Genomic DNA, 18415 nt, shown 5'->3' on the forward strand with positions numbered 1-18415 from the left:
GGGCACACGAACCGCACCCCGGCCCGCCCGGCGGGCCGAGCCGCACGCGGATCTTGAGGTCGCCGGGCGGGCCGGGGTGCGGTTCGTGTGCCCCGGGGACGCCGAGTGGCCGGGGCAGCTCGACGACCTCGGCGACGCGCGGCCGCTGGGGCTGTGGGTGCGTGGCGCGCCCAGTCTGCGGATGTGGGCGCTCAGGTCGGTCGCCGTCGTCGGCGCCCGGGCGTGCACCGAGTACGGGGCTCATATGGCGGCCACCCTCGCGTGCGGTCTCGCCGAACGCGGGTGGGTCGTCGTGTCCGGCGGAGCGTACGGCGTCGACGGGGCCGCTCACCGCGGTGCCCTCGGCGCCGGCGGGGCCACCGTCGCCGTGCTGGCCTGCGGGGTCGACCGGCCCTACCCGCCGGGGCACACCGAGTTGATCACCAGGATCGCGGAACAGGGTCTGGTGGTCGGGGAGTTGCCGCCCGGCGACCATCCGACGCCGAGCAGGTTCGTGCTGCGGAACCGGGTGATCGCCGCGCTGACCAGGGGGACCGTGGTGGTGGAGGCCGCCTATCGGAGCGGTTCGCTCGTCACCGCGCGGGCGGCGCAGCGGCTCGGCCGGCACACCATGGGGGTGCCCGGGCCGGCCACCAGCGGACTCTCCGCCGGGGTGCACGAGCTGCTGCGCGGGGACGCGGTCCTGGTCACCGATCCCGAGGAAATCGTCGAGCTGGTCGGTGACATGGGAGAGCTCGCCCCGGACCGGAGAGGGCCCGTCCTGCCGCGCGATCTGCTCGCACCTGGCGCCCGGCGGGTCCTGGCCGCGCTGCCGTCACGCGGCGCGGCGAGTGGGGCCGAGGTCGGGAGGGGTGCGCAGACGACGGAGGACGACGCGATCGCGAGACTGTACGAGCTCCGATCACTTGGTTACGTCGAACGACACGGCGACGGCTGGAAGTTGACACGCCAGGCGATGATCTCCGTCCGGGCCGGTCGGAGTCGATGCTGACCGAGCGTGTTCGGCCGTCCGGGGGAACCCCGACAGCCTTGGGAATTCCCGCAGTTGGCCCCGCCGCATGGTCACGCAGAGCTACCGCCGTGACCCGGCGGGGCGGTCAAAGGAACGTATCTGCGTACAGCTTCCGCCACGCCCTTCGCACACCGCGACACTCCAGTCACGCTACGCTCACGGTGATTCCGGCACAGACCGGCACCACGGCATCGAACTCGACATCAGGCAGACAGCTCACCCAGGCACACCCCATTCACGGCAGAACGGCACAAGGCGACGAATGCCCCAGCACACCTCCGGGTCCGACCGGGCGGCGATCCCCCCAGCCGCCCGCGACGGTAGCGTGCGGCCGCCCGCTCCCTCGACACTCGACGAACTGTGGCGTTCGTACAAGGCGACGGGCGACGAGCGGCTGCGGGAGCAGCTGATCCTGCACTACTCGCCGCTGGTGAAGTACGTGGCCGGCCGGGTGAGCGTGGGTCTGCCGCCCAACGTGGAGCAGGCCGACTTCGTGTCCTCCGGGGTCTTCGGGCTCATCGACGCGATCGAGAAGTTCGACATCGACCGGGAGATCAAGTTCGAGACGTACGCGATCACGCGGATCCGGGGCGCGATGATCGACGAGCTCCGGGCGCTCGACTGGATCCCGCGCTCGGTGCGGCAGAAGGCACGGAACGTCGAGCGGGCGTACGCGACGCTGGAGGCGCGACTGAGGCGGACGCCCAGCGAGGGCGAGGTGGCCTCCGAGATGGGGATCGCGGTGGACGAACTCCACGCGGTCTTCAGCCAGTTGTCGCTGGCGAACGTGGTTGCGCTGGAGGAACTGCTGCACGTCGGGGGCGAGGGCGGTGACGGCCTCAGCGTCATGGACACGCTGGAGGACACCGCCGCCGACAATCCGGTCGAGGTGGCCGAGGACCGGGAGCTCAGACGGTTCCTGGCGCGAGCCATCAACACGCTGCCCGAGCGGGAGAAGACCGTGGTCACGCTCTACTACTACGAGGGACTCACGCTCGCCGAGATCGGGAACGTGCTGGGTGTGACCGAGAGCCGGGTCAGCCAGATCCACACCAAGTCGGTGCTGCAACTGCGCGCGAAACTGGCCAGCTTCGGCCGGTGACCTGGCCGAATGATGGAGCGTCGAGGCGAGTGACTCCCGCCGGGCGCGGTGCGTCCGTAAAGTGGACGACGTGCCAAGGATTCGAGCGGCCTCCGTGGCCGAGCACCGGTCGATGCAGCGAGCCGCCCTGCTGGACGCGGCTCGGTCGTTGCTGTCCGAGGGCGGGACGGAGGCGCTGACGTTCCCGGCCCTCGCCGAGCGGACGGGGCTGGCGCGGTCCTCCGTGTACGAGTACTTCCGGTCACGGGCCGCGGTCGTCGAAGAGCTGTGCGAGGTCGACTTCCCGGTCTGGGCCGCGGAGGTCTCGGCGGCGATGGCCGCGGCCGAGGGGCCCGAGGCCAAGGTCGAGGCGTATGTGCGGCGCCAGCTCGCCCTGGTCGGGGACCGGCGGCATCGGGCCGTCGTGGCCATCTCGGCCAGTGAGCTGGACGCGGGCGCCCGGGAGAAGATCCGGGCCGCGCACGGTGGGCTGGTGGCGATGATCGGCCAGGCCCTCGGGGAGATGGGGCACGCGGAACCCCGGCTCGCCGCGATGTTGCTGCAAGGGGTGGTGGACGCGGCTGTGCGGCGGATCGAGCTGGGGGCGGCGGAGGATCCCTCGGCCATCACCGACGCCGCTGTGACTATGGCTCTGCGGGGCGTCCGAGGCTGACGTCAGGGTTCGGCAGCGGTACTCCCAGGACCGGCAGGAGCCTGGACGGGCCCCTGTGCAGCAGCCACGGTGGCAGCAAGGACAGTGGGTCCAGATAGACCTCTCCTCTCCGCAGGCCCCAGTGCACGCACGCAGCCGTGCAGTGCGAGCCCGCCGCCTCCACCGTGCCGAGCGCCTCGCCGGCTGCCACCTCGGCGCCCTTCTCGACCGACGCCGTCACCGGTTCGTACGTCGTCCGCAGATCCGTGCCGGACAGTTCCACCGACACCACCCCCTTTCCGGCCACCCGCCCCGCGTACAGGACCCGCCCCGCCGCCACCGCTCGTACTGGTGTGCCCGGTGCCGCCGCCAGGTCCACGCCCCGGTGGCCGCGGCTGTACGCCGTCGCCGGGGGCTCCCAGCCCCGCAGGACCGAGGGACGCGTCCCCACCGGCCAGGCACGGCCGACGGCCGGTACCGCGGGGTCCGGGGCGGCCGGCGCGGGCGGCGCCGGATCGCTCGACACCGGGCCCGCGACCAGCACCCTCAACACCAGGGCCAGGAGTAACACCGGGCCACCCCTGCTCACACATCGCATCGCTCGCATCCCGCAACCCTGCGGGAAGAGCCGTGATCATGGCCGGGAGCTGTGGACCGCTCCCCGGTTGTGGACAGCGGCGTCACCCGGTACCCCGCGGGTCCCGTACACTTCTTCTGGCGATCCGGGTCACCGGGTCGACTTCGCACGCCCCGACACGGCGGCCGGCAACGGTCCCTGTCAGCGCCCCTCGGTCCTCAGTGGCAAGGCGCACGCGGGCGTCAGGACATAACCGAGAAACAAGGAGAACGGCCATGGCCGTCGTCACGATGCGGGAGCTGCTGGAAAGCGGCGTCCACTTCGGTCACCAGACCCGTCGTTGGAACCCGAAGATGAAGCGCTTCATCTTCACGGAGCGCAACGGCATCTACATCATCGACCTGCTCCAGTCGCTGTCGTACATCGACCGCGCCTACGAGTTCGTCAAGGAGACCGTCGCCCACGGCGGCACGGTCATGTTCGTCGGCACGAAGAAGCAGGCGCAGGAGGCCATCGCCGAGCAGGCGACGCGCGTCGGCATGCCCTTCGTGAACCAGCGCTGGCTGGGCGGCATGCTCACCAACTTCTCCACCGTCTACAAGCGTCTGCAGCGCCTCAAGGAGCTCGAGCAGATCGACTTCGAGGACGTCGCGGCGTCGGGTCTGACCAAGAAGGAGCTTCTCGTGCTCTCGCGCGAGAAGGCCAAGCTGGAGAAGACCCTCGGTGGTATCCGCGAGATGTCCAAGGTGCCCAGCGCCGTCTGGATCGTGGACACCAAGAAGGAGCACATCGCGGTCGGCGAGGCCCGGAAGCTCAACATCCCGGTCGTCGCCATCCTCGACACCAACTGCGACCCCGACGAGGTCGACTACAAGATCCCGGGCAACGACGACGCGATCCGCTCCGTCACCCTGCTCACCCGCGTGATCGCCGACGCTGTCGCCGAGGGCCTCATCTCCCGTTCCGGCGTCAACACCGGCGACAAGGGTGACAAGGGCGCGGGCGAGCCGCTCGCCGCGTGGGAGCGCGACCTGCTCGAGGGCGAGAAGAAGGCCGAGGAGGCCCCGGCCGCCGAGGCTCCGGCCGCTGCCGAGGCCGAGGTCGCCGCTGAGGCGCCCGCCGCCGAGGCCCCCGTTGCCGAGGCTCCGGCCGAGGCCGCTGTCGAGGCTCCGGCCGCCGAGGCCGAGCAGGCCTGACCCCTCACCCCTTCGGGTCTCTAGACGGCGGGGGCCGACCAGCCCCCGCCGTTCGGCCCGTAGATCTTCAGACTTCGAGAGAGATTCCAGGAATCATGGCGAACTACACCGCCGCCGACGTCAAGAAGCTCCGCGAGCTCACCGGCGCCGGCATGATGGACTGCAAGAAGGCCCTGGACGAGGCCGAGGGCGATGTCGACAAGGCCGTGGAGGCCCTGCGCATCAAGGGCCAGAAGGGTGTCGCCAAGCGCGAGGGCCGCTCCGCCGAGAACGGCGCCGTGGTCTCCCTCATCGCCGACGACAACACCTCCGGTGTCCTGGTCGAGCTGAAGTGCGAGACGGACTTCGTCGCCAAGGGTGAGAAGTTCCAGGCCGTCGCCGCCGCGATCGCCGAGCACGTCGCCGCCACCTCCCCGGCGGACATCGCGGCCCTGCTCGCCTCCGAGATCGAGGCCGGCAAGACCGTTCAGGCGTTCGTGGACGAGGCCAACGCCAACCTCGGTGAGAAGATCGTCCTGGACCGCTTCGCGCAGTTCGCCGACGGTTTCGTCTTCTCCTACATGCACCGCACCATGCCCGACCTGCCCCCGCAGATCGGTGTCCTGGTCGAGCTGGACAAGGCCGACGCCGACCTGGCGAAGGGTGTCGCCCAGCACATCGCCGCCTTCGCGCCGAAGTGGCTCTCCAAGGAGGACGTGCCGGCCGAGGTCGTCGAGTCCGAGCGCCGCGTCGCCGAGGAGACCACCCGCGCCGAGGGCAAGCCCGAGGCCGCCCTGCCGAAGATCGTCGAGGGTCGCGTCAACGGCTTCTTCAAGGACGCCACGCTGCTCGGTCAGCCGTACGCGCTCGACAACAAGAAGTCCGTCCAGAAGGTTCTGGACGAGGCCGGTGTCACCCTGAAGCGCTTCACGCGTATCAAGGTCGGCATCTGAGTCCGTACCGCGTGCGACGGCCGACCTCGATAGGGTCGGAGACAGTCGTCCGGTACGCCGCCACGCACGCGCGTGGCGGACGACAGCAGATCTGACGAGGAGGCCATTGCCGCGCATGGGATACGAACCAGTTCCCATCGGCAATGGCCTTCTTCGTATGTGCACCATGAGGAGAATCCGATGACCACCAAGGCCCAGAAGAGCGACGACGGCAAAGTGAGCGGCCGGTTTCTGCTGAAGCTGTCCGGAGAGGCCTTCTCCGGTGGCGGGGGCCTGGGCGTCGACCCCGACGTGGTGCACAAGATCGCCCGCGAGATCGCGGCCGTCGTACGCGACGGCGCGGAGATCGCGGTCGTCATCGGCGGCGGCAACTTCTTCCGCGGTGCCGAACTCCAGCAGCGCGGCATGGACCGCGCCCGCTCCGACTACATGGGCATGCTCGGCACCGTGATGAACTGCCTCGCCCTCCAGGACTTCCTGGAGAAGGAAGGCATCGACAGCCGCGTGCAGACCGCCATCACCATGGGCCAGGTCGCCGAGCCGTACATCCCGCTGCGCGCCGTGCGCCACCTGGAGAAGGGCCGCGTGGTCATCTTCGGCGCCGGTATGGGCATGCCGTACTTCTCGACCGACACCACCGCCGCCCAGCGTGCCCTGGAGATCGACGCCGAGGCGCTCCTCATGGGCAAGAACGGCGTGGACGGGGTCTACGACTCCGACCCGAAGGCCAACCCCGAGGCCGTCAAGTTCGACTCGCTCAGCTACGGCGAGGTCATCACCCGCGACCTCAAGGTCGCCGACATGACCGCCATCACGCTGTGCCGCGACAACAAGCTCCCGATCCTCGTCTTCGAGCTGCTGGCGGAGGGCAATATCGCCCGCGCCGTCAAGGGTGAGAAGATCGGCACGCTTGTGGGTGACCAGGGCAGCCGGGACTGACCAGCAACACCCATGGAGCCTGACCGGGGGATGGACAATGTCCTGCCGGTCGGGAACCGTGCAGGAAGAAGACGCGACGCAGCCGGCCGCCGCCCCTCACCAAGGAACCGCAGCCGGGCCTCACTCAAGACACGCAGGAGCAAGTGGTGATCGAAGAGACCCTCCTCGAAGCCGAGGAGAAGATGGAGAAGGCCGTCGTGGTCGCCAAGGAGGACTTCGCCGCGATCCGCACCGGCCGTGCGCACCCGGCGATGTTCAACAAGATCGTGGCCGACTACTACGGTGCGCCGACCCCGATCAACCAGCTGGCTTCGTTCTCCGTGCCGGAGCCGCGCATGGCCGTGGTGACCCCGTTCGACAAGACCGCGCTGCGCAACATCGAGCAGGCGATCCGCGACTCGGACCTGGGCGTCAACCCGAGCAACGACGGCAACATCATCCGGGTGACGTTCCCCGAGCTCACCGAGGAGCGCCGCCGCGACTACATCAAGGTCGCCAAGGGCAAGGCCGAGGACTCGCGCGTGTCCATCCGCGCGGTCCGCCGCAAGGCCAAGGACTCGATCGACAAGCTCGTCAAGGACGGCGAGGTCGGCGAGGACGAGGGCCGTCGTGCGGAGAAGGAGCTCGACGACGCGACGCACAAGTACGTCGCCCAGGTGGACGAGCTCCTGAAGCACAAGGAAGCGGAGCTTCTCGAGGTCTGATGAACGACTCTTCCTGGGGAGCGCCGCCACAAGCCGGGTACTGGGGGCCGTCCGACCAGGGGCCTGTCCAGGGGGCTGCCCCGGCGGGTCCCGCGTACGATGCGCCTGAGGCGCAGCACACTCGCCCCATGCCCATCGTGCCTGACGGACCCGCCGTGCCCCGATACGGCGACGACCAGGATGACGACCGGGGGGCCGCTCGGCTGAGCGGCCCCTTGTTCCGCGACGAAACCACGTCGGCGCAGCCCCGTGCGGCGGCGCCGCAGAATCCGGAGCCCATGCCCGACGCCCCGCAGCCGGCTCCCGCGCCGCAGAAGAAGAGCGCGGGGCGGGATCTGGGTGCGGCCATAGGGGTCGGTGTCGGGCTCGGTGCGGTGATCGTCGCGTCCTTGTTCGTCGTCAAGGCCGTCTTCGTCGGCGTCATAGCGGTCGCCGTCGTCGTCGGACTGTGGGAGCTGACGTCCCGGCTGGAGGAGCGCAAGGGCATCAAGGCGCCGCTCGTGCCGCTGGCGGTCGGCGGTGCGGCCATGGTCGTCGCCGGGTACGTCCGGGGTGCCGAGGGTGCCTGGGTGGCGATGGCGCTCACCGCGCTGGCCGTCCTGGTCTGGCGGATGACCGAGCCGCCCGAGGGTTATCTGAAGGACGTCACCGCGGGGGTCTTCGCGGCGTTCTACGTGCCGTTCCTGGCGACGTTCGTCGCGATGATGCTCACCGCGGACGACGGTGCGTTCCGTGTCATGACGTTCCTGGTCCTGACGGTCGTCAGCGACACCGGGGCGTACGCCGTCGGCTGGCGCTTCGGCAGGCACAAGCTCGCGCCGCGCATCAGCCCCGGCAAGACCCGTGAGGGCCTGTTCGGGGCGGTCGCGTTCGCGATGGTGGCGGGCGCGTTGCTGATGGAGTTCGCGATCGATGACGGCACCTGGTGGCAGGGCCTGCTGCTGGGCGTCGCGGTCGCGGCGAGCGCCACGCTCGGTGACCTCGGCGAGTCGATGATCAAGCGGGACCTGGGCATCAAGGACATGGGCACGCTGCTGCCGGGACACGGCGGCATCATGGACCGGCTGGACTCGCTGCTGCCGACGGCGCCGGTGGTGTGGCTGCTGCTGGTGTTGTTCGTCGGTTCCGGGTGACCGGTTTTGGCTGATCGTTTCCGTACCTGGGAGAAGCCCCCGCTTCGGCGGGGGCTTCTCCTGTTCCCCGCCGGCTAGGACGTGCAGACGTCCGTCAGCTCGTCCGCGGCGGCGTCGATCCGGCTGCTGTCCGGGTCGGTGTCGCCGTCGAGGATGGACTTGTTGTAGTCGTCGATGGCCTTGTTCAGGTCGTCGACGGCCTTGTCGACCTTGCTGTCGTCCGTGTCGTCGTTGATCTTGTCGAGGTTCTTCTCGATGGTGTCGATGGATTCGTCGGTCTTCGACGGGTCCTTCGCCGCGTCCCAGCCGGCCTCGTGGATCGCCTTGAGGCTGTCGGCGATCGTGTCGGCGTTGGTGAGGCAGTCGAGCGCGTCATCGGTGTCCTCGCAGCCGGTGAGGAGCCCGGCGGTCAGCGTGACGGCGGCGACGGTGGTGGCGATGGCGGCGATACGGCGTCCGCGTCGGCGGTTGACGGCCATGGAACGGTCCCCTCCTGGAAGGCACAGGGCGCTGCTGCGATCTGTGTGCCGTCCACGATTCCGCCGTAGGGTCCCCTGCTACGAGGCAGCTGCCTCCCGTACGGGGGTGGAGCGGGCTACACCGTGAGGGGCGGGGGCGTATGCGGGTTCCGGACAGCCTGGGGCAACTGCGGGAGTGGCTGGAGAGGAGCGGGATTCCTCACGAGTCGTGGGGGACCGGCGGGACCAAGTCCGTGCAGCACCTGTGGGACGAGATCGAGGCGGGAGAGACGGTCCTGGACTCCGAGCCGCCGTTGCGCCGCGTCACCGTGGTCACCCTGCGCATCCGGCAGGGCGGCAAGGAGCTCGTGGAGATCGCGCAGCTGATGGCCGACGGCACATGGCGCCCCAGGGACGAGGCCCCCGCCGAGAAGATGAAGCCCGGCGAGGAGGCGTCCGCCACGGCACGACGGTGCGTGGCCGAGGAACTCGGCGTCGAGGGCCCCGGAGTCGTCGTGGGCGCTGTCTCCGAACGCCGCCTGCGCAGGGACTCCTCACCCTCGTACCCCGGTCTGGCCTCCGAGTACGTCTTCCACGACGTCGACGTCCGGGTACCGGGTCTTGCCTCGGGGAACTTCTGGACCAGGGAGGCCGGCGACGGCGTGGTTTCCGCCCACCTCTGGGCGTGGCGGTAGCCGACTGGGGCACTCCGGTTGATCTGCGACACTGGTATGACCATGCCCAAGCCCGGAGAACTCACTTTCGTCGCCCCCCGCGGAGCCAAGAAGCCGCCGCGGCACCTTGCCGATCTCACGCCTGCCGAGCGCAAGGACGTCGTGGCCGAGATCGGTGAGAAGCCGTTTCGTGCCAAGCAGCTCTCGCAGCACTACTTCGCGCGGTACGCGCACGACCCGGAGCAGTGGACCGATATCCCGGCCGCGGCCCGGCCCAAGCTCCAGGAGGCGCTGCTTCCCGAGCTGATGACCGTCGTACGGCATCTGTCGACCGACCAGGGGACCACGCGCAAGACGCTGTGGCGGCTGTTCGACGGGACGCTCGTGGAGTCGGTGCTGATGCGGTACCCGGACCGGGTGACCATGTGCATCAGCTCGCAGGCCGGGTGCGGGATGAACTGTCCGTTCTGCGCCACCGGACAGGCCGGGCTGGACCGGAACCTGTCCACCGCCGAGATCGTCCACCAGATCGTGGACGGCATGCGGGCGCTGCGCGACGGGGACGTGCCCGGTGGTCCCGCGCGGCTCTCCAACATCGTCTTCATGGGCATGGGCGAGCCGCTCGCCAACTACAAGCGGGTCGTGCAGTCCATCCGGGCCCTCACCGACCCCGCCCCCGACGGACTCGGCATCTCGCAGCGCGGCATCACCGTCTCGACCGTCGGGCTGGTGCCGGCCATCCACCGGTTCGCCGACGAGGGCTTCAAGTGCCGGCTCGCGATCTCGCTGCACGCACCGGACGACGAGCTGCGCGACACCCTCGTCCCCGTGAACACACGGTGGAAGGTGCGCGAGGTGCTCGACGCCGGATTCGAGTACGTCGAGAAGTCGGGGCGCCGGCTCTCCATCGAGTACGCGCTCATCCGGGACATCAACGACCAGGCCTGGCGTGGTGACCGCCTCGGGCGGCTGCTCCGGGGCAAGCCCGTGCATGTGAACCTCATTCCGCTGAACCCGACTCCCGGGTCCAAGTGGACGGCCTCCCGACCGGAGGACGAGAAGGCCTTCGTCGAGGCCATCGCCGCGCACGGGGTGCCCGTCACCGTTCGGGACACCCGTGGGCAGGAGATCGACGGGGCCTGCGGTCAGCTGGCGGCCGGCGAGCGGTAACCTGAGCTCGTAGGTACATCTTCATATTCCGACAGGGGAGCGCCACAGCGCTGAGAGTGCGGCATCGGCCGCAGACCCTCCGAACCTGGCCCAGGTCATTCTGGGTAGGGAGATCGGTCACCACTCGAGCTGTTGCGCCCTGCCCGGGAGCCGTGGATTCCCTCCACCATCCCGGGCAGGGCCGCGTCTCTTCCTGGTCACCCCCAGGAGGAATCCAGTGAGCATCACCAAGAAGGCCACGGTCTTCGCCGTCGGGTTCGGTCTCGTCGCGCTCCCGGCGTTGTCCGGGTGCGGATCGTCCGACAGCGACAGCGCGGGCGGCGACTCCAAGACCGTCACCCTGGTCAGCCACAATTCGTGGGCCGTCTCCAAGAGCGTGCTCGCCGCGTTCGAGAAGGAGTCCGGGTACCAGGTCAAGGTCCTGGAGGACGGCGACGCCGGGCAGGCCGTCAACAAGGCCATCCTGACCAAGGACAACCCGCAGGGAGACGTCTTCTTCGGCGTCGACAACACCCTGCTGTCGAGGGCGCTCGACAACGGGCTCTTCCAGCCGTACGAGGCCAAGGGGCTCGGGTCCGTGGGCGAGCAGTACCAGCTCGACGCCGACAAGCACCGGGTCACCCCCGTCGACTACGGCGACATCTGCGTCAACTACGACAAGGCCTACTTCAGCGAGCACGAGCTGGCGCCCCCGGCCTCCCTCGACGACCTGATCAAGCCGGCCTACAAGAACCTCCTCGTCACCGAGAACGCCTCCACCTCCTCGCCGGGCCTGGGCTTCCTCCTGGGCACCGCCGCCAAGTACGGCGACAGCGGCTGGGAGGGCTACTGGACGAAGCTCAAGGCCAACGGCGTGAAGGTCGTCGACGGCTGGGAGCAGGCCTACAACGAGGAGTTCTCCGGGTCCGCCGGCGGCAAGAAGGCCAAGGCCGACCGGCCGCTCGTCGTCTCCTACGCCTCCTCGCCGCCCGCCGAGGTCATCTACGCCGACCCGAAGCCGACGACCGCCCCGACCGGGGTCGCCGACGGCACCTGCTTCCGGCAGGTCGAGTTCGCCGGGCTGCTGAGCAACGCGGCGAACAGCAAGGGCGGCAAGGCGCTCATCGACTTCCTGATCAGCAAGAAGTTCCAGGAGGACATGCCGCTCAACATGTTCGTCTACCCCGTGGTCGAGGGTGCGGCCGTGCCCGCCGAGTTCACCAAGTACGGGCCCGCCGCCAAGGACCCCGAGACCCTGGACCCCGCCAAGATCGCCGCCAACCGTGACCAGTGGGTCAAGTCGTGGACCTCGCTCGTACTGAAGTAGCCCCGCGCGGGGGTCTCAAGGGGAACGCGGCGCGGCTCGGGCTCATGGCCCTGCCCGTCGCGTTCTTCGGGGTCTTCTTCGCCTGGCCCGTCGCCGCGATCGTGGCCCGCGGGCTGAAAGTCGACGGCACGTGGCAGTTCGGCCGGATCACGGACGTGCTCGCGCAGTCCGACATCCGGCACGTCCTGTGGTTCACCACCTGGCAGGCCCTCGCCTCCACCGCGCTCACCCTGCTGATCGCGCTGCCGGGCGCCCATGTCTTCGCCCGCTTCGACTTCCCGGGCAAGCAGATCCTGCGGGCGGTCGTGACGGTGCCGTTCGTGCTGCCGACGGTCGTCGTCGGTACGGCGTTCCTGGCGCTGCTCGGGCGCGGGGGGCTGCTCGACGAGCTGTGGGGCGTACGGCTGGACACGACGGTGTGGGCGATCCTGCTCGCGCACGTCTTCTTCAACTACGCCGTCGTCGTCCGCACGGTCGGCGGGCTCTGGTCGCAGCTGGACCCGCGCCAGGAGGAGGCCGCGCGGATGCTGGGCGCCTCGCGCCTCACCGCCTGGCGGAAGGTGACCCTGCCCGCGCTCGGGCCCGCCGTGGCGGCCGCCGCCCTCATGGTCTTCCTGTTCACCTTCACCTCCTTCGGCGTGGTGCAGATCCTCGGCGGGCCAACCTTCTCCACCCTCGAAGTGGAGATCTACCGGCAGACCTCGGAGATCTTCGACCTCGCCACGGCCGCGGTCCTCACGATCGTCCAGTTCGTGGCCGTCGGCGCGATCCTCGCCCTGCACGCATGGACCGTACGGCGGCGGGAGACCGCGCTGCGGCTGGTGGACCCGTCCGTGACGGCCCGGCGACCGCGCGGGGCCGGGCAGTGGGCGCTCCTTGCCGGGGTGCTGGCCACCGTCGCCGTCCTGCTTCTGCTGCCGCTCGCCGTGCTGGTGCAGCGGTCCCTCGACGCCCCCGGCTTCGGCTACTACCGGGCGCTCACCCACAGCGACGGCGGGGTCTTCCTCGTCCCGCCGATCGAGGCCATCGGGAACTCGCTGGAGTACGCCGCCGCCGCCACCGCCATCGCGGTGGTGATCGGCGGTCTCGCCGCGGCCGCGCTGACCCGGCGGGACGCGGGGCGGTTCGTCCGGGGCTTCGACGCGCTGCTGATGCTGCCGCTGGGGGTGTCCGCGGTGACCGTCGGGTTCGGGTTCCTGATCGCCCTCGACGAGCCGCCGCTGGATCTGCGGGCGACGTGGATCCTGGTGCCGCTCGCGCAGGCACTGGTCGGTGTGCCCTTCGTCGTACGGACCATGCTGCCCGTGCTGCGGGCCGTGGACCACCGGCTGCGGGAGGCCGCGTCCGTGCTCGGGGCGTCGCCCTGGCGGGTGTGGCGGGAGGTCGATCTGCCCCTGGTGCGGCGGGCGTTGCTGATCGCGGCCGGGTTCGCGTTCGCCGTGTCGCTGGGGGAGTTCGGGGCGACCGTGTTCATCGCGCGGCCCGACAACCCGACGCTGCCGGTCGCCGTGGCGCGGCTGCTGGGGCGCGCCGGGGAGCTCAACTACGGCCAGGCGATGGCCCTTTCGACGATTCTGATGGTGGTGTGCGCGGTGGCGCTGCTGGTCCTTGAGCGGCTGCGGACCGATCGGACGGGTGAGTTCTGATGCTGCTGAGTCTCAAGGGCGCCACGGTCCGCTTCGGCGGGCGGGCGGTGCTGGACGGGGTCGACCTGTCGGTCGCCGAGCACGAGATCGTGTGCGTGCTCGGGCCCAGCGGGAGCGGGAAGTCGACGCTGCTGCGGGCGGTCGCCGGTCTGCAACACCTCGACGAGGGACGGGTGTCGCTGGACGGACGCGATCAGGCGGGGGTGGCCGCGCACCGGCGCGGGGTCGGGCTGATGTTCCAGGACCATCAGCTGTTCCCGCAGCGGGACGTGGGCGGCAACGTGGCGTTCGGGCTGCGGATGCACGGGGCTTCCAGAACCGAACAGGACTCGCGCGTACGGGAGTTGCTCGACCTCGTCGGGCTTCCGGGCGCCGGTCGACGGGCCGTCGCCTCGCTCTCCGGCGGTGAGCAGCAGCGGGTCGCGCTGGCCCGTGCCCTCGCGCCCCGGCCGCGGCTGCTGATGCTGGACGAGCCGCTCGGGCAGCTGGACCGCTCGCTGCGGGAGCGGCTCGTGGTCGAACTGCGCGAGCTGTTCGGCCGGTTGGGGACCACCGTCCTCGCGGTCACCCACGACCAGGGCGAGGCGTTCGCGCTCGCCGACCGGGTCGTGGTGATGCGGGACGGGCGGATCGCCCAGTCCGGTACGCCCCTGGAGGTGTGGCAGCGGCCCGCGAACGAGTTCGTGGCCCGCTTCCTCGGCTTCGAGAACGTCGTGGAGGGCGTGGTCGGCGGCGAGGCCGCGGACACGCCCTGGGGCAAGCTGCCGGTCCCCGTGGACGCCGCCCAGGGTCTGCGCGGCCTGCTGGTGCGGCCCGCGGGCGTGCGGCTCACGGGCGCCGACGAGGGGCTGCCCTGCACGGTCGCCGCCCGCACGTTCAAGGGCACGCATGTCGCCGTACGGCTGCGGCCGGAGGGGGACGCGCCGCACCTCGAGGCGGCGTGCGCCCTGCGGGAGGCGCCGGAGGTCGGGGACCGGGTCGGCGTGGAGTTCGACGCGGCCGAAATCGTCGTGCTCGGCTGATCCGGGGCCCATAGGGTGCGGGGCATGACGCCGCTCGCTCATGACCGCTACTGCGACGAGATCGCCCACCAGGTCGGCCTGCTGAGGTCCGTGGTGACCTCGGGCGCCGATCTGTCCGTGACCGTGCCGACGTGCCCCGACTGGTCGCTGGAGCGGCTGGTACGGCACACCGGCGGGGCCCTGCGCTGGGTGGAGCTGATGGTGCGCACCAGGGCCGAGGCCGAAGTCCCCGAGGAACAGGTGCCCTTGGGGGACGGGCCCGAGGCCGCGGGAGACGCGGCGGCGCTGGACGCGTGGCTCGCCGAGACCGCCGAGATGCTCGTCGGGACGCTCCGGGAGGCCGGGCCGGACACCGAGGTGTGGGCCTGGGCAGGGATCCCCAGCTCCGGCTTCTGGGCCCGCCGGATGGCCCACGAGCTCACGGTCCACCGCGCCGACGCCACCCTTGCCGCGGGGCTGCCCTACGAGGTCGCGCCCGACATCGCCGCCGACGCGATCGACGAGTGGCTTCAGATCGTGGAGTTCGTGCAGCGGACCATGCCGCACGACGAGGCCGCGGAGCTGGTCGGCGCCGGGCGCAGCCTGCATCTGCACGCCACCAACGGCACACCCGGGCTCCATGCCGAGTGGCTGATCGAACTGACCGACGGCGTCATCGTCTGGCGGCGGGGGCACGAGAAGGCGACCGTAGCGCTCAGGGGGCCGCTGACCGCCGTACTCCTGGCCTTCTACCGTCGGCTGCCGCTGGACAGCCCGGAGTTGGAGGTGCTGGGCGATCGGGAGCTGCTGGAGTTCTGGCTGGCGCGTGCCACGTTCGGCTGACACGACTGCGGCCCGTCCCCTGACGAGGACGGGCCACAGCGGTATTGCTTCGCGGGACGTCAGCGGGTGCTGCTCGCCCCACGACGACGCATGCCGAAGAAGACCGCGCCGCCACCGATGGCGACCAGGGCCGCCGCGATGCCGGCGATGACACCGGTGTTGGAGTTCGCACCGGTCTCGGCGAGGTTGGAGTCACCGGCCGCGGGGGTCGGCGCGTTGCTCGGCGAGGACGCCGGGGCGGTGCTCTCGCTCTCCGAGGCCGACGGGGTCGGGCTGGAGGACTCCTCGGCCGGCGGGGTGGCGGAGTCCGACGGCGACGGGGTGGCCGTCGGGGTCGGGGACTCCTCCTCCGTCTTGCAGGCCGTGGAGGGGGTCGTCAGGTTCGGCTTGATGTCCTCACCCTTGATGTAGGGCAGGGCTTCCACGTGGATGCGGTACTCCGCGTTGGGCGCCCAGTCCTCCTCGAAGGTGATGGTGGTGCCCTCCTTGGAGCCCTTCACCGTCTTCTCGCCGACCATGCGGACGTCGGCGTTGTTGTTCACCAGGTACACGGAGACGGTGGCCTCGACGCCGGCCTTGTCGACGTCGGTGACGGTGATGACGCCCTGGGTGCCTTCGCACTTGGCTTCGGCGGAGAACTCGTTGATGTTGCACGCCAGCGCGTTGCCGGCGACGCCCAGCGCGAGCGCGGCCGAGGCGGAGGCGACACCGAGGGCGCGAGCGGAACGGGCGATGGTGCGGCGGGATATGGACAGAACTGCCACGTTTGTCCTTTACAAGATGCGCAAATGCGGGGGGTTGAGGGAGAAGTGACGTGACATCACGATCCCCAAGAGACTCACAGGTTTATAAGCGTGACGTAAGAAGTGTCAACGTGTATGCGCATCCTGAGCATTGCCTTTGCCGTCTTATTAACCACCGAGACGTTTCAACGCCTCCGGAGCCTCCTCGATTCGGTCAACCAGGGCGATTCGCGACTCCATCGACCGCTCCCGGGCAAGTGACCGCAACAACGGCCACGTGGGCAGCTTCTCGGTCCAGTGCGCCCGGTCGACGAGCACCATGGGCGTCGGCTCACCGCGGGACTCGTAGTAGTTGGGCGTCGCGTTGTCGAAGATCTCCTGTACGGTGCCGGCGGCGCCCGGCAGGAACACCACACCGGCGGTGGAGCGGGCCAGCAGGCCGTCCTCGCGGGTGGCGTTGGCGAAGTACTTGGCGATGTGCGACGCGAAGGGGTTCGGCGGCTCGTGGCCGTAGAACCAGGTCGGGATGCCGACGGAGGTGCCGCCCCGGGGCCAGCGGGTGCGCACCTCGAAGGCGGCCGCCGCCCAGTCGGTGATCGAGGGCGTGAACTTCGGTGCCTTGCCGAGGAGTCGCAGCGCCTCGGTGAGCATCCCGTCGTCGAAGGGGGCGGCGTACGCGCCCAGGTTCGCCGCCTCCATCGCGCCCGGGCCGCCTCCGGTGGCGACCGTGAGGCCGGCGCGGGCCAGCTCGCGGCCGAGCCGTGCGGCACCGGCGTAGGCCTCCGTGCCGCGGCCCATCGCGTGGCCGCCCATCACGCCCACGACCCTTGTGCCCCTGAGGAGTTCGTCGAGCGCGTCCGAGACCGCGTCGTCATGGATCGCGCGCAGCATCGAGGCGCGTATGTCGCCGTCGGCCCTGGTCCGCTGGAACCAGGCGTACGCACGGGCGTCGAGCGTCTCCTCGTAGCCCTTGCCGAGCCCGGCGAAGAGTTCGTCCGGCGCGTAGAGGAGACCGCGGTACGGGTCGAACGGCAGGTCCGGGACGGGCGGGAAGACCATCGCGCCGTCCGCGTGGACCTTGGCGGTCGCGTCCGCGCGCATCGGGCATCCGAGGAAGACGGCACCCGTGGTGTCCGTGGCGAGCAACTCCCGTGTGCGGTCCGTCAGATCGACGGCCTGGACACGGAAGCCCGCGAGGGTGCCGCGGGCCGAGACCGTGGCGTCGAATTCTTCGAGGCTCTCGATCTCGCGGTCGTTGTGGTGGGCCGCATGGGCGGGCATCGTCTGCACCCGCCCATGCTAGACACGGCTGTCGCTCAGCCCTGGATGGCGGCCGGGTCCATCCACACGACCTCCCAGGTGTGGCCGTCGAGGTCGTCGAACGCGCGGCCGTACATGAAACCGTGGTCCTGGACCTTGTCCGAGATCGTGCCGCCCGAGGCGCCCGCCTTCTCGACCAGCTCGTCGACCTTCTCGCGGCTCTCGGCGCTCAGACAGATCAGCACCTCGCTGGTCGTCGTGGCGTCCGCGATCTCCTTCTTCGTGAAGGTCGAGTAGAACGACTTGGTGAGCAGCATCGCGACGATGGTGTCGCTGATCACCACGGAAGCCGCGTTCTCGTCGCTGAACTGGGGGTTGATCGAGTAGCCGAGCTCCGTGAAGAACTTCTTCGCGGCATCGAGGTCGGTGACCGGCAGGTTGACGAAGATCATCTGCTGGTACGCGGTGGAGGTCATCTCTGGTCTCTCCCATCGGGGACGTCGTGTTCGGTGGGTAGACCGGGGCGCCGAGCGGAACTGATCGGCGGCTGGTCATTTTTCTCGGACGGGTTTCAGCGGGCCAGTGGCATCGCCGCGAGCTCCGCGACGACGAGGGTGAGAGGGCCGAACAGCGCGAGCACCGCGCCCGCGCGCAGGGCGGCCGCGCTGCGGAGCATGGTCGCGGGGGCGCCCAGGCGCAGGAGCGCGGCGGTGGTGTCCGCGCGCGCGTGTTTCGCCTCCACGGCCGCGGTGAGCAGGGTCGCCACCGTGCAGCCGGTCACCAGGAGGGTGCCGAGGGCGGTGAGAGGGCCGAAGGCGTCGCTGCCGGGGTGATGGAGCTCGGCCATGGCGTACGTGGCGGAGGCGACCGCGCAGACCACGCCGAGGGGGCGGCCGATACGGGTCGCCTCCTCCATGAGGACCCGGCCGGCCAGGAGGCGCAGGGCGCCCGGGCGGACCGCTTGCAGGAGACGGCCGCAGAGGTGGGTGAGGCCGGGGCCCACGAGCTGTCCCTGCTACACAACTCCGAGCCTACGATACTCCTGAGCATCTAGTATGACGTACTCTGCTTGAAACAACACCGCCACA

Annotated in this window: 19 protein-coding genes, 1 pseudogene and 1 riboswitch; of the genes and pseudogenes, 14 read left to right on the top strand and 6 right to left on the bottom strand. The window is 70.1% G+C overall.

The features are described 5' to 3' along the window. The 3 genes from dprA to HLK59_RS38750 form a co-directional block, all read left to right on the top strand. Positions 1-991, top strand: a 991-nt coding sequence (gene dprA, locus HLK59_RS38740) for a DNA-processing protein DprA (RefSeq protein ID WP_171146330.1), incomplete at its 5' end; no start/stop codon positions are given. 283 nt (positions 992-1274) lie between these two features. Continuing rightward, the gene (gene whiG, locus HLK59_RS38745) at positions 1275-2114 is read left to right on the top strand and encodes an RNA polymerase sigma factor WhiG (protein WP_171146331.1); all 840 of its coding nucleotides are present in this window, start codon (positions 1275-1277) and stop codon (positions 2112-2114) included. Positions 2115-2208: 94 nt separating this feature from the next. Beyond that, entirely contained in the window at positions 2209-2766 is a 558-nt protein-coding gene (locus HLK59_RS38750; RefSeq protein WP_171146348.1) for a TetR/AcrR family transcriptional regulator, read from the top strand. Here HLK59_RS38750 and HLK59_RS38755 read toward each other — a convergent pair. After that, positions 2738-3307 (bottom strand): M23 family metallopeptidase, encoded by a 570-nt coding sequence (locus HLK59_RS38755; RefSeq protein WP_240982897.1) that lies wholly within the window; start codon positions 3305-3307, stop codon positions 2738-2740. The genes HLK59_RS38750 and HLK59_RS38755 overlap by 29 nt on opposite strands. Positions 3308-3597: 290 nt before the next feature. On the opposite strand from HLK59_RS38755, the gene rpsB reads away from it, so the two are divergent. The 5 genes from rpsB (at position 3598) to HLK59_RS38780 (ending at position 8226) form a co-directional block, all read left to right on the top strand. Continuing rightward, on the top strand, positions 3598-4518 hold the full coding sequence (gene rpsB / locus HLK59_RS38760) for a 30S ribosomal protein S2 (RefSeq protein WP_171146333.1): 921 nt from the start codon (positions 3598-3600) through the stop codon (positions 4516-4518). A gap of 95 nt (positions 4519-4613) precedes the next feature. Continuing rightward, complete coding sequence (gene tsf / locus HLK59_RS38765) at positions 4614-5450, top strand: translation elongation factor Ts (RefSeq protein ID WP_171146334.1); 837 nt, start codon at positions 4614-4616, stop codon at positions 5448-5450. 180 nt (positions 5451-5630) lie between these two features. Further along, positions 5631-6389, top strand: coding sequence for a UMP kinase (gene pyrH / locus HLK59_RS38770; protein ID WP_171146335.1), 759 nt, complete (start codon positions 5631-5633; stop codon positions 6387-6389). Positions 6390-6535: 146 nt separating this feature from the next. Continuing rightward, on the top strand, positions 6536-7093 hold the full coding sequence (gene frr / locus HLK59_RS38775; protein WP_171146336.1) for a ribosome recycling factor: 558 nt from the start codon (positions 6536-6538) through the stop codon (positions 7091-7093). Next, positions 7093-8226, top strand: a complete 1134-nt coding sequence (locus HLK59_RS38780; RefSeq protein WP_171146337.1) for a phosphatidate cytidylyltransferase — start codon at positions 7093-7095, stop codon at positions 8224-8226. The genes frr and HLK59_RS38780 overlap by 1 nt, the downstream gene beginning before the upstream one ends. A 74-nt stretch (positions 8227-8300) precedes the next feature. On the opposite strand, the gene HLK59_RS38785 is transcribed toward HLK59_RS38780, so the two are convergent. Then, on the bottom strand, positions 8301-8705 hold the full coding sequence (locus HLK59_RS38785) for a hypothetical protein (RefSeq protein ID WP_171146338.1): 405 nt from the start codon (positions 8703-8705) through the stop codon (positions 8301-8303). A gap of 140 nt (positions 8706-8845) precedes the next feature. On the opposite strand from HLK59_RS38785, the gene HLK59_RS38790 reads away from it, so the two are divergent. From HLK59_RS38790 to HLK59_RS38815, 6 genes are all read left to right on the top strand, one after another. Beyond that, on the top strand, positions 8846-9379 hold the full coding sequence (locus HLK59_RS38790; RefSeq protein ID WP_171146339.1) for an NUDIX domain-containing protein: 534 nt from the start codon (positions 8846-8848) through the stop codon (positions 9377-9379). A 42-nt stretch (positions 9380-9421) separates the two neighbouring features. Continuing rightward, positions 9422-10528 (top strand): 23S rRNA (adenine(2503)-C(2))-methyltransferase RlmN, encoded by a 1107-nt coding sequence (rlmN, locus tag HLK59_RS38795; RefSeq protein WP_171146340.1) that lies wholly within the window; start codon positions 9422-9424, stop codon positions 10526-10528. Positions 10529-10551: 23 nt separating this feature from the next. Continuing rightward, a riboswitch (TPP riboswitch) is annotated at positions 10552-10657 on the top strand. 88 nt (positions 10658-10745) lie between these two features. Next, positions 10746-11834: a thiamine ABC transporter substrate-binding protein gene (locus HLK59_RS38800; RefSeq protein WP_171146341.1), complete on the top strand. Its 1089-nt coding sequence runs from the start codon at positions 10746-10748 to the stop codon at positions 11832-11834. Positions 11835-11878: 44 nt separating this feature from the next. Further along, entirely contained in the window at positions 11879-13480 is a 1602-nt protein-coding gene (locus HLK59_RS38805; protein ID WP_171146342.1) for an iron ABC transporter permease, read from the top strand. Continuing rightward, a complete protein-coding gene (locus HLK59_RS38810; protein ID WP_171146343.1) occupies positions 13480-14502 on the top strand; it encodes an ABC transporter ATP-binding protein in 1023 nt (340 codons plus the stop codon). The genes HLK59_RS38805 and HLK59_RS38810 overlap by 1 nt, the downstream gene beginning before the upstream one ends. A gap of 24 nt (positions 14503-14526) precedes the next feature. Next, positions 14527-15324 (top strand): maleylpyruvate isomerase family mycothiol-dependent enzyme, encoded by a 798-nt coding sequence (locus HLK59_RS38815; RefSeq protein ID WP_171146344.1) that lies wholly within the window; start codon positions 14527-14529, stop codon positions 15322-15324. A gap of 59 nt (positions 15325-15383) precedes the next feature. Here HLK59_RS38815 and HLK59_RS38820 read toward each other — a convergent pair whose 3' ends face one another. The 4 genes and pseudogenes from HLK59_RS38820 to HLK59_RS38835 all read right to left on the bottom strand — a co-directional run. After that, a complete protein-coding gene (locus HLK59_RS38820) occupies positions 15384-16088 on the bottom strand; it encodes an LAETG motif-containing sortase-dependent surface protein (RefSeq protein WP_171146345.1) in 705 nt (234 codons plus the stop codon). A 147-nt stretch (positions 16089-16235) separates the two neighbouring features. Beyond that, positions 16236-17357 (bottom strand): LOG family protein, encoded by a 1122-nt coding sequence (locus tag HLK59_RS38825; protein WP_171146346.1) that lies wholly within the window; start codon positions 17355-17357, stop codon positions 16236-16238. Between the two features lie 26 nt (positions 17358-17383). After that, positions 17384-17803 carry a VOC family protein gene (locus HLK59_RS38830; protein ID WP_171146347.1) on the bottom strand — a complete coding sequence of 140 codons (420 nt, stop codon included), beginning with the start codon at positions 17801-17803 and terminating at the stop codon, positions 17384-17386. Between the two features lie 95 nt (positions 17804-17898). Further along, positions 17899-18327, bottom strand: a pseudogene (locus HLK59_RS38835) (hypothetical protein); the annotation flags it as partial. Positions 18328-18415: the final 88 nt, after the last annotated feature.

This window comes from Streptomyces sp. S3(2020) (assembly GCF_013044505.1).
Classification (GTDB): domain Bacteria; phylum Actinomycetota; class Actinomycetes; order Streptomycetales; family Streptomycetaceae; genus Streptomyces.

Bases quoted from the DNA above. Each gene is read 5' to 3' on its own strand.
- whiG (WP_171146331.1), top strand. From the start codon at position 1,275: ATGCCCCAGCACACCTCCGGGTCCGACCGGGCGGCGATCCCCCCAGCC.
- rpsB (WP_171146333.1), top strand. From the start codon at position 3,598: ATGGCCGTCGTCACGATGCGGGAGCTGCTGGAAAGCGGCGTCCACTTC.
- tsf (WP_171146334.1), top strand. From the start codon at position 4,614: ATGGCGAACTACACCGCCGCCGACGTCAAGAAGCTCCGCGAGCTCACC.
- pyrH (WP_171146335.1), top strand. From the start codon at position 5,631: ATGACCACCAAGGCCCAGAAGAGCGACGACGGCAAAGTGAGCGGCCGG.
- HLK59_RS38780 (WP_171146337.1), top strand. From the start codon at position 7,093: ATGAACGACTCTTCCTGGGGAGCGCCGCCACAAGCCGGGTACTGGGGG.
- HLK59_RS38785 (WP_171146338.1), bottom strand. From the start codon at position 8,705: ATGGCCGTCAACCGCCGACGCGGACGCCGTATCGCCGCCATCGCCACC.
- HLK59_RS38790 (WP_171146339.1), top strand. From the start codon at position 8,846: ATGCGGGTTCCGGACAGCCTGGGGCAACTGCGGGAGTGGCTGGAGAGG.
- rlmN (WP_171146340.1), top strand. From the start codon at position 9,422: ATGCCCAAGCCCGGAGAACTCACTTTCGTCGCCCCCCGCGGAGCCAAG.
- HLK59_RS38805 (WP_171146342.1), top strand. From the start codon at position 11,879: ATGGCCCTGCCCGTCGCGTTCTTCGGGGTCTTCTTCGCCTGGCCCGTC.
- HLK59_RS38810 (WP_171146343.1), top strand. From the start codon at position 13,480: ATGCTGCTGAGTCTCAAGGGCGCCACGGTCCGCTTCGGCGGGCGGGCG.
- HLK59_RS38815 (WP_171146344.1), top strand. From the start codon at position 14,527: ATGACGCCGCTCGCTCATGACCGCTACTGCGACGAGATCGCCCACCAG.
- HLK59_RS38830 (WP_171146347.1), bottom strand. From the start codon at position 17,803: ATGACCTCCACCGCGTACCAGCAGATGATCTTCGTCAACCTGCCGGTC.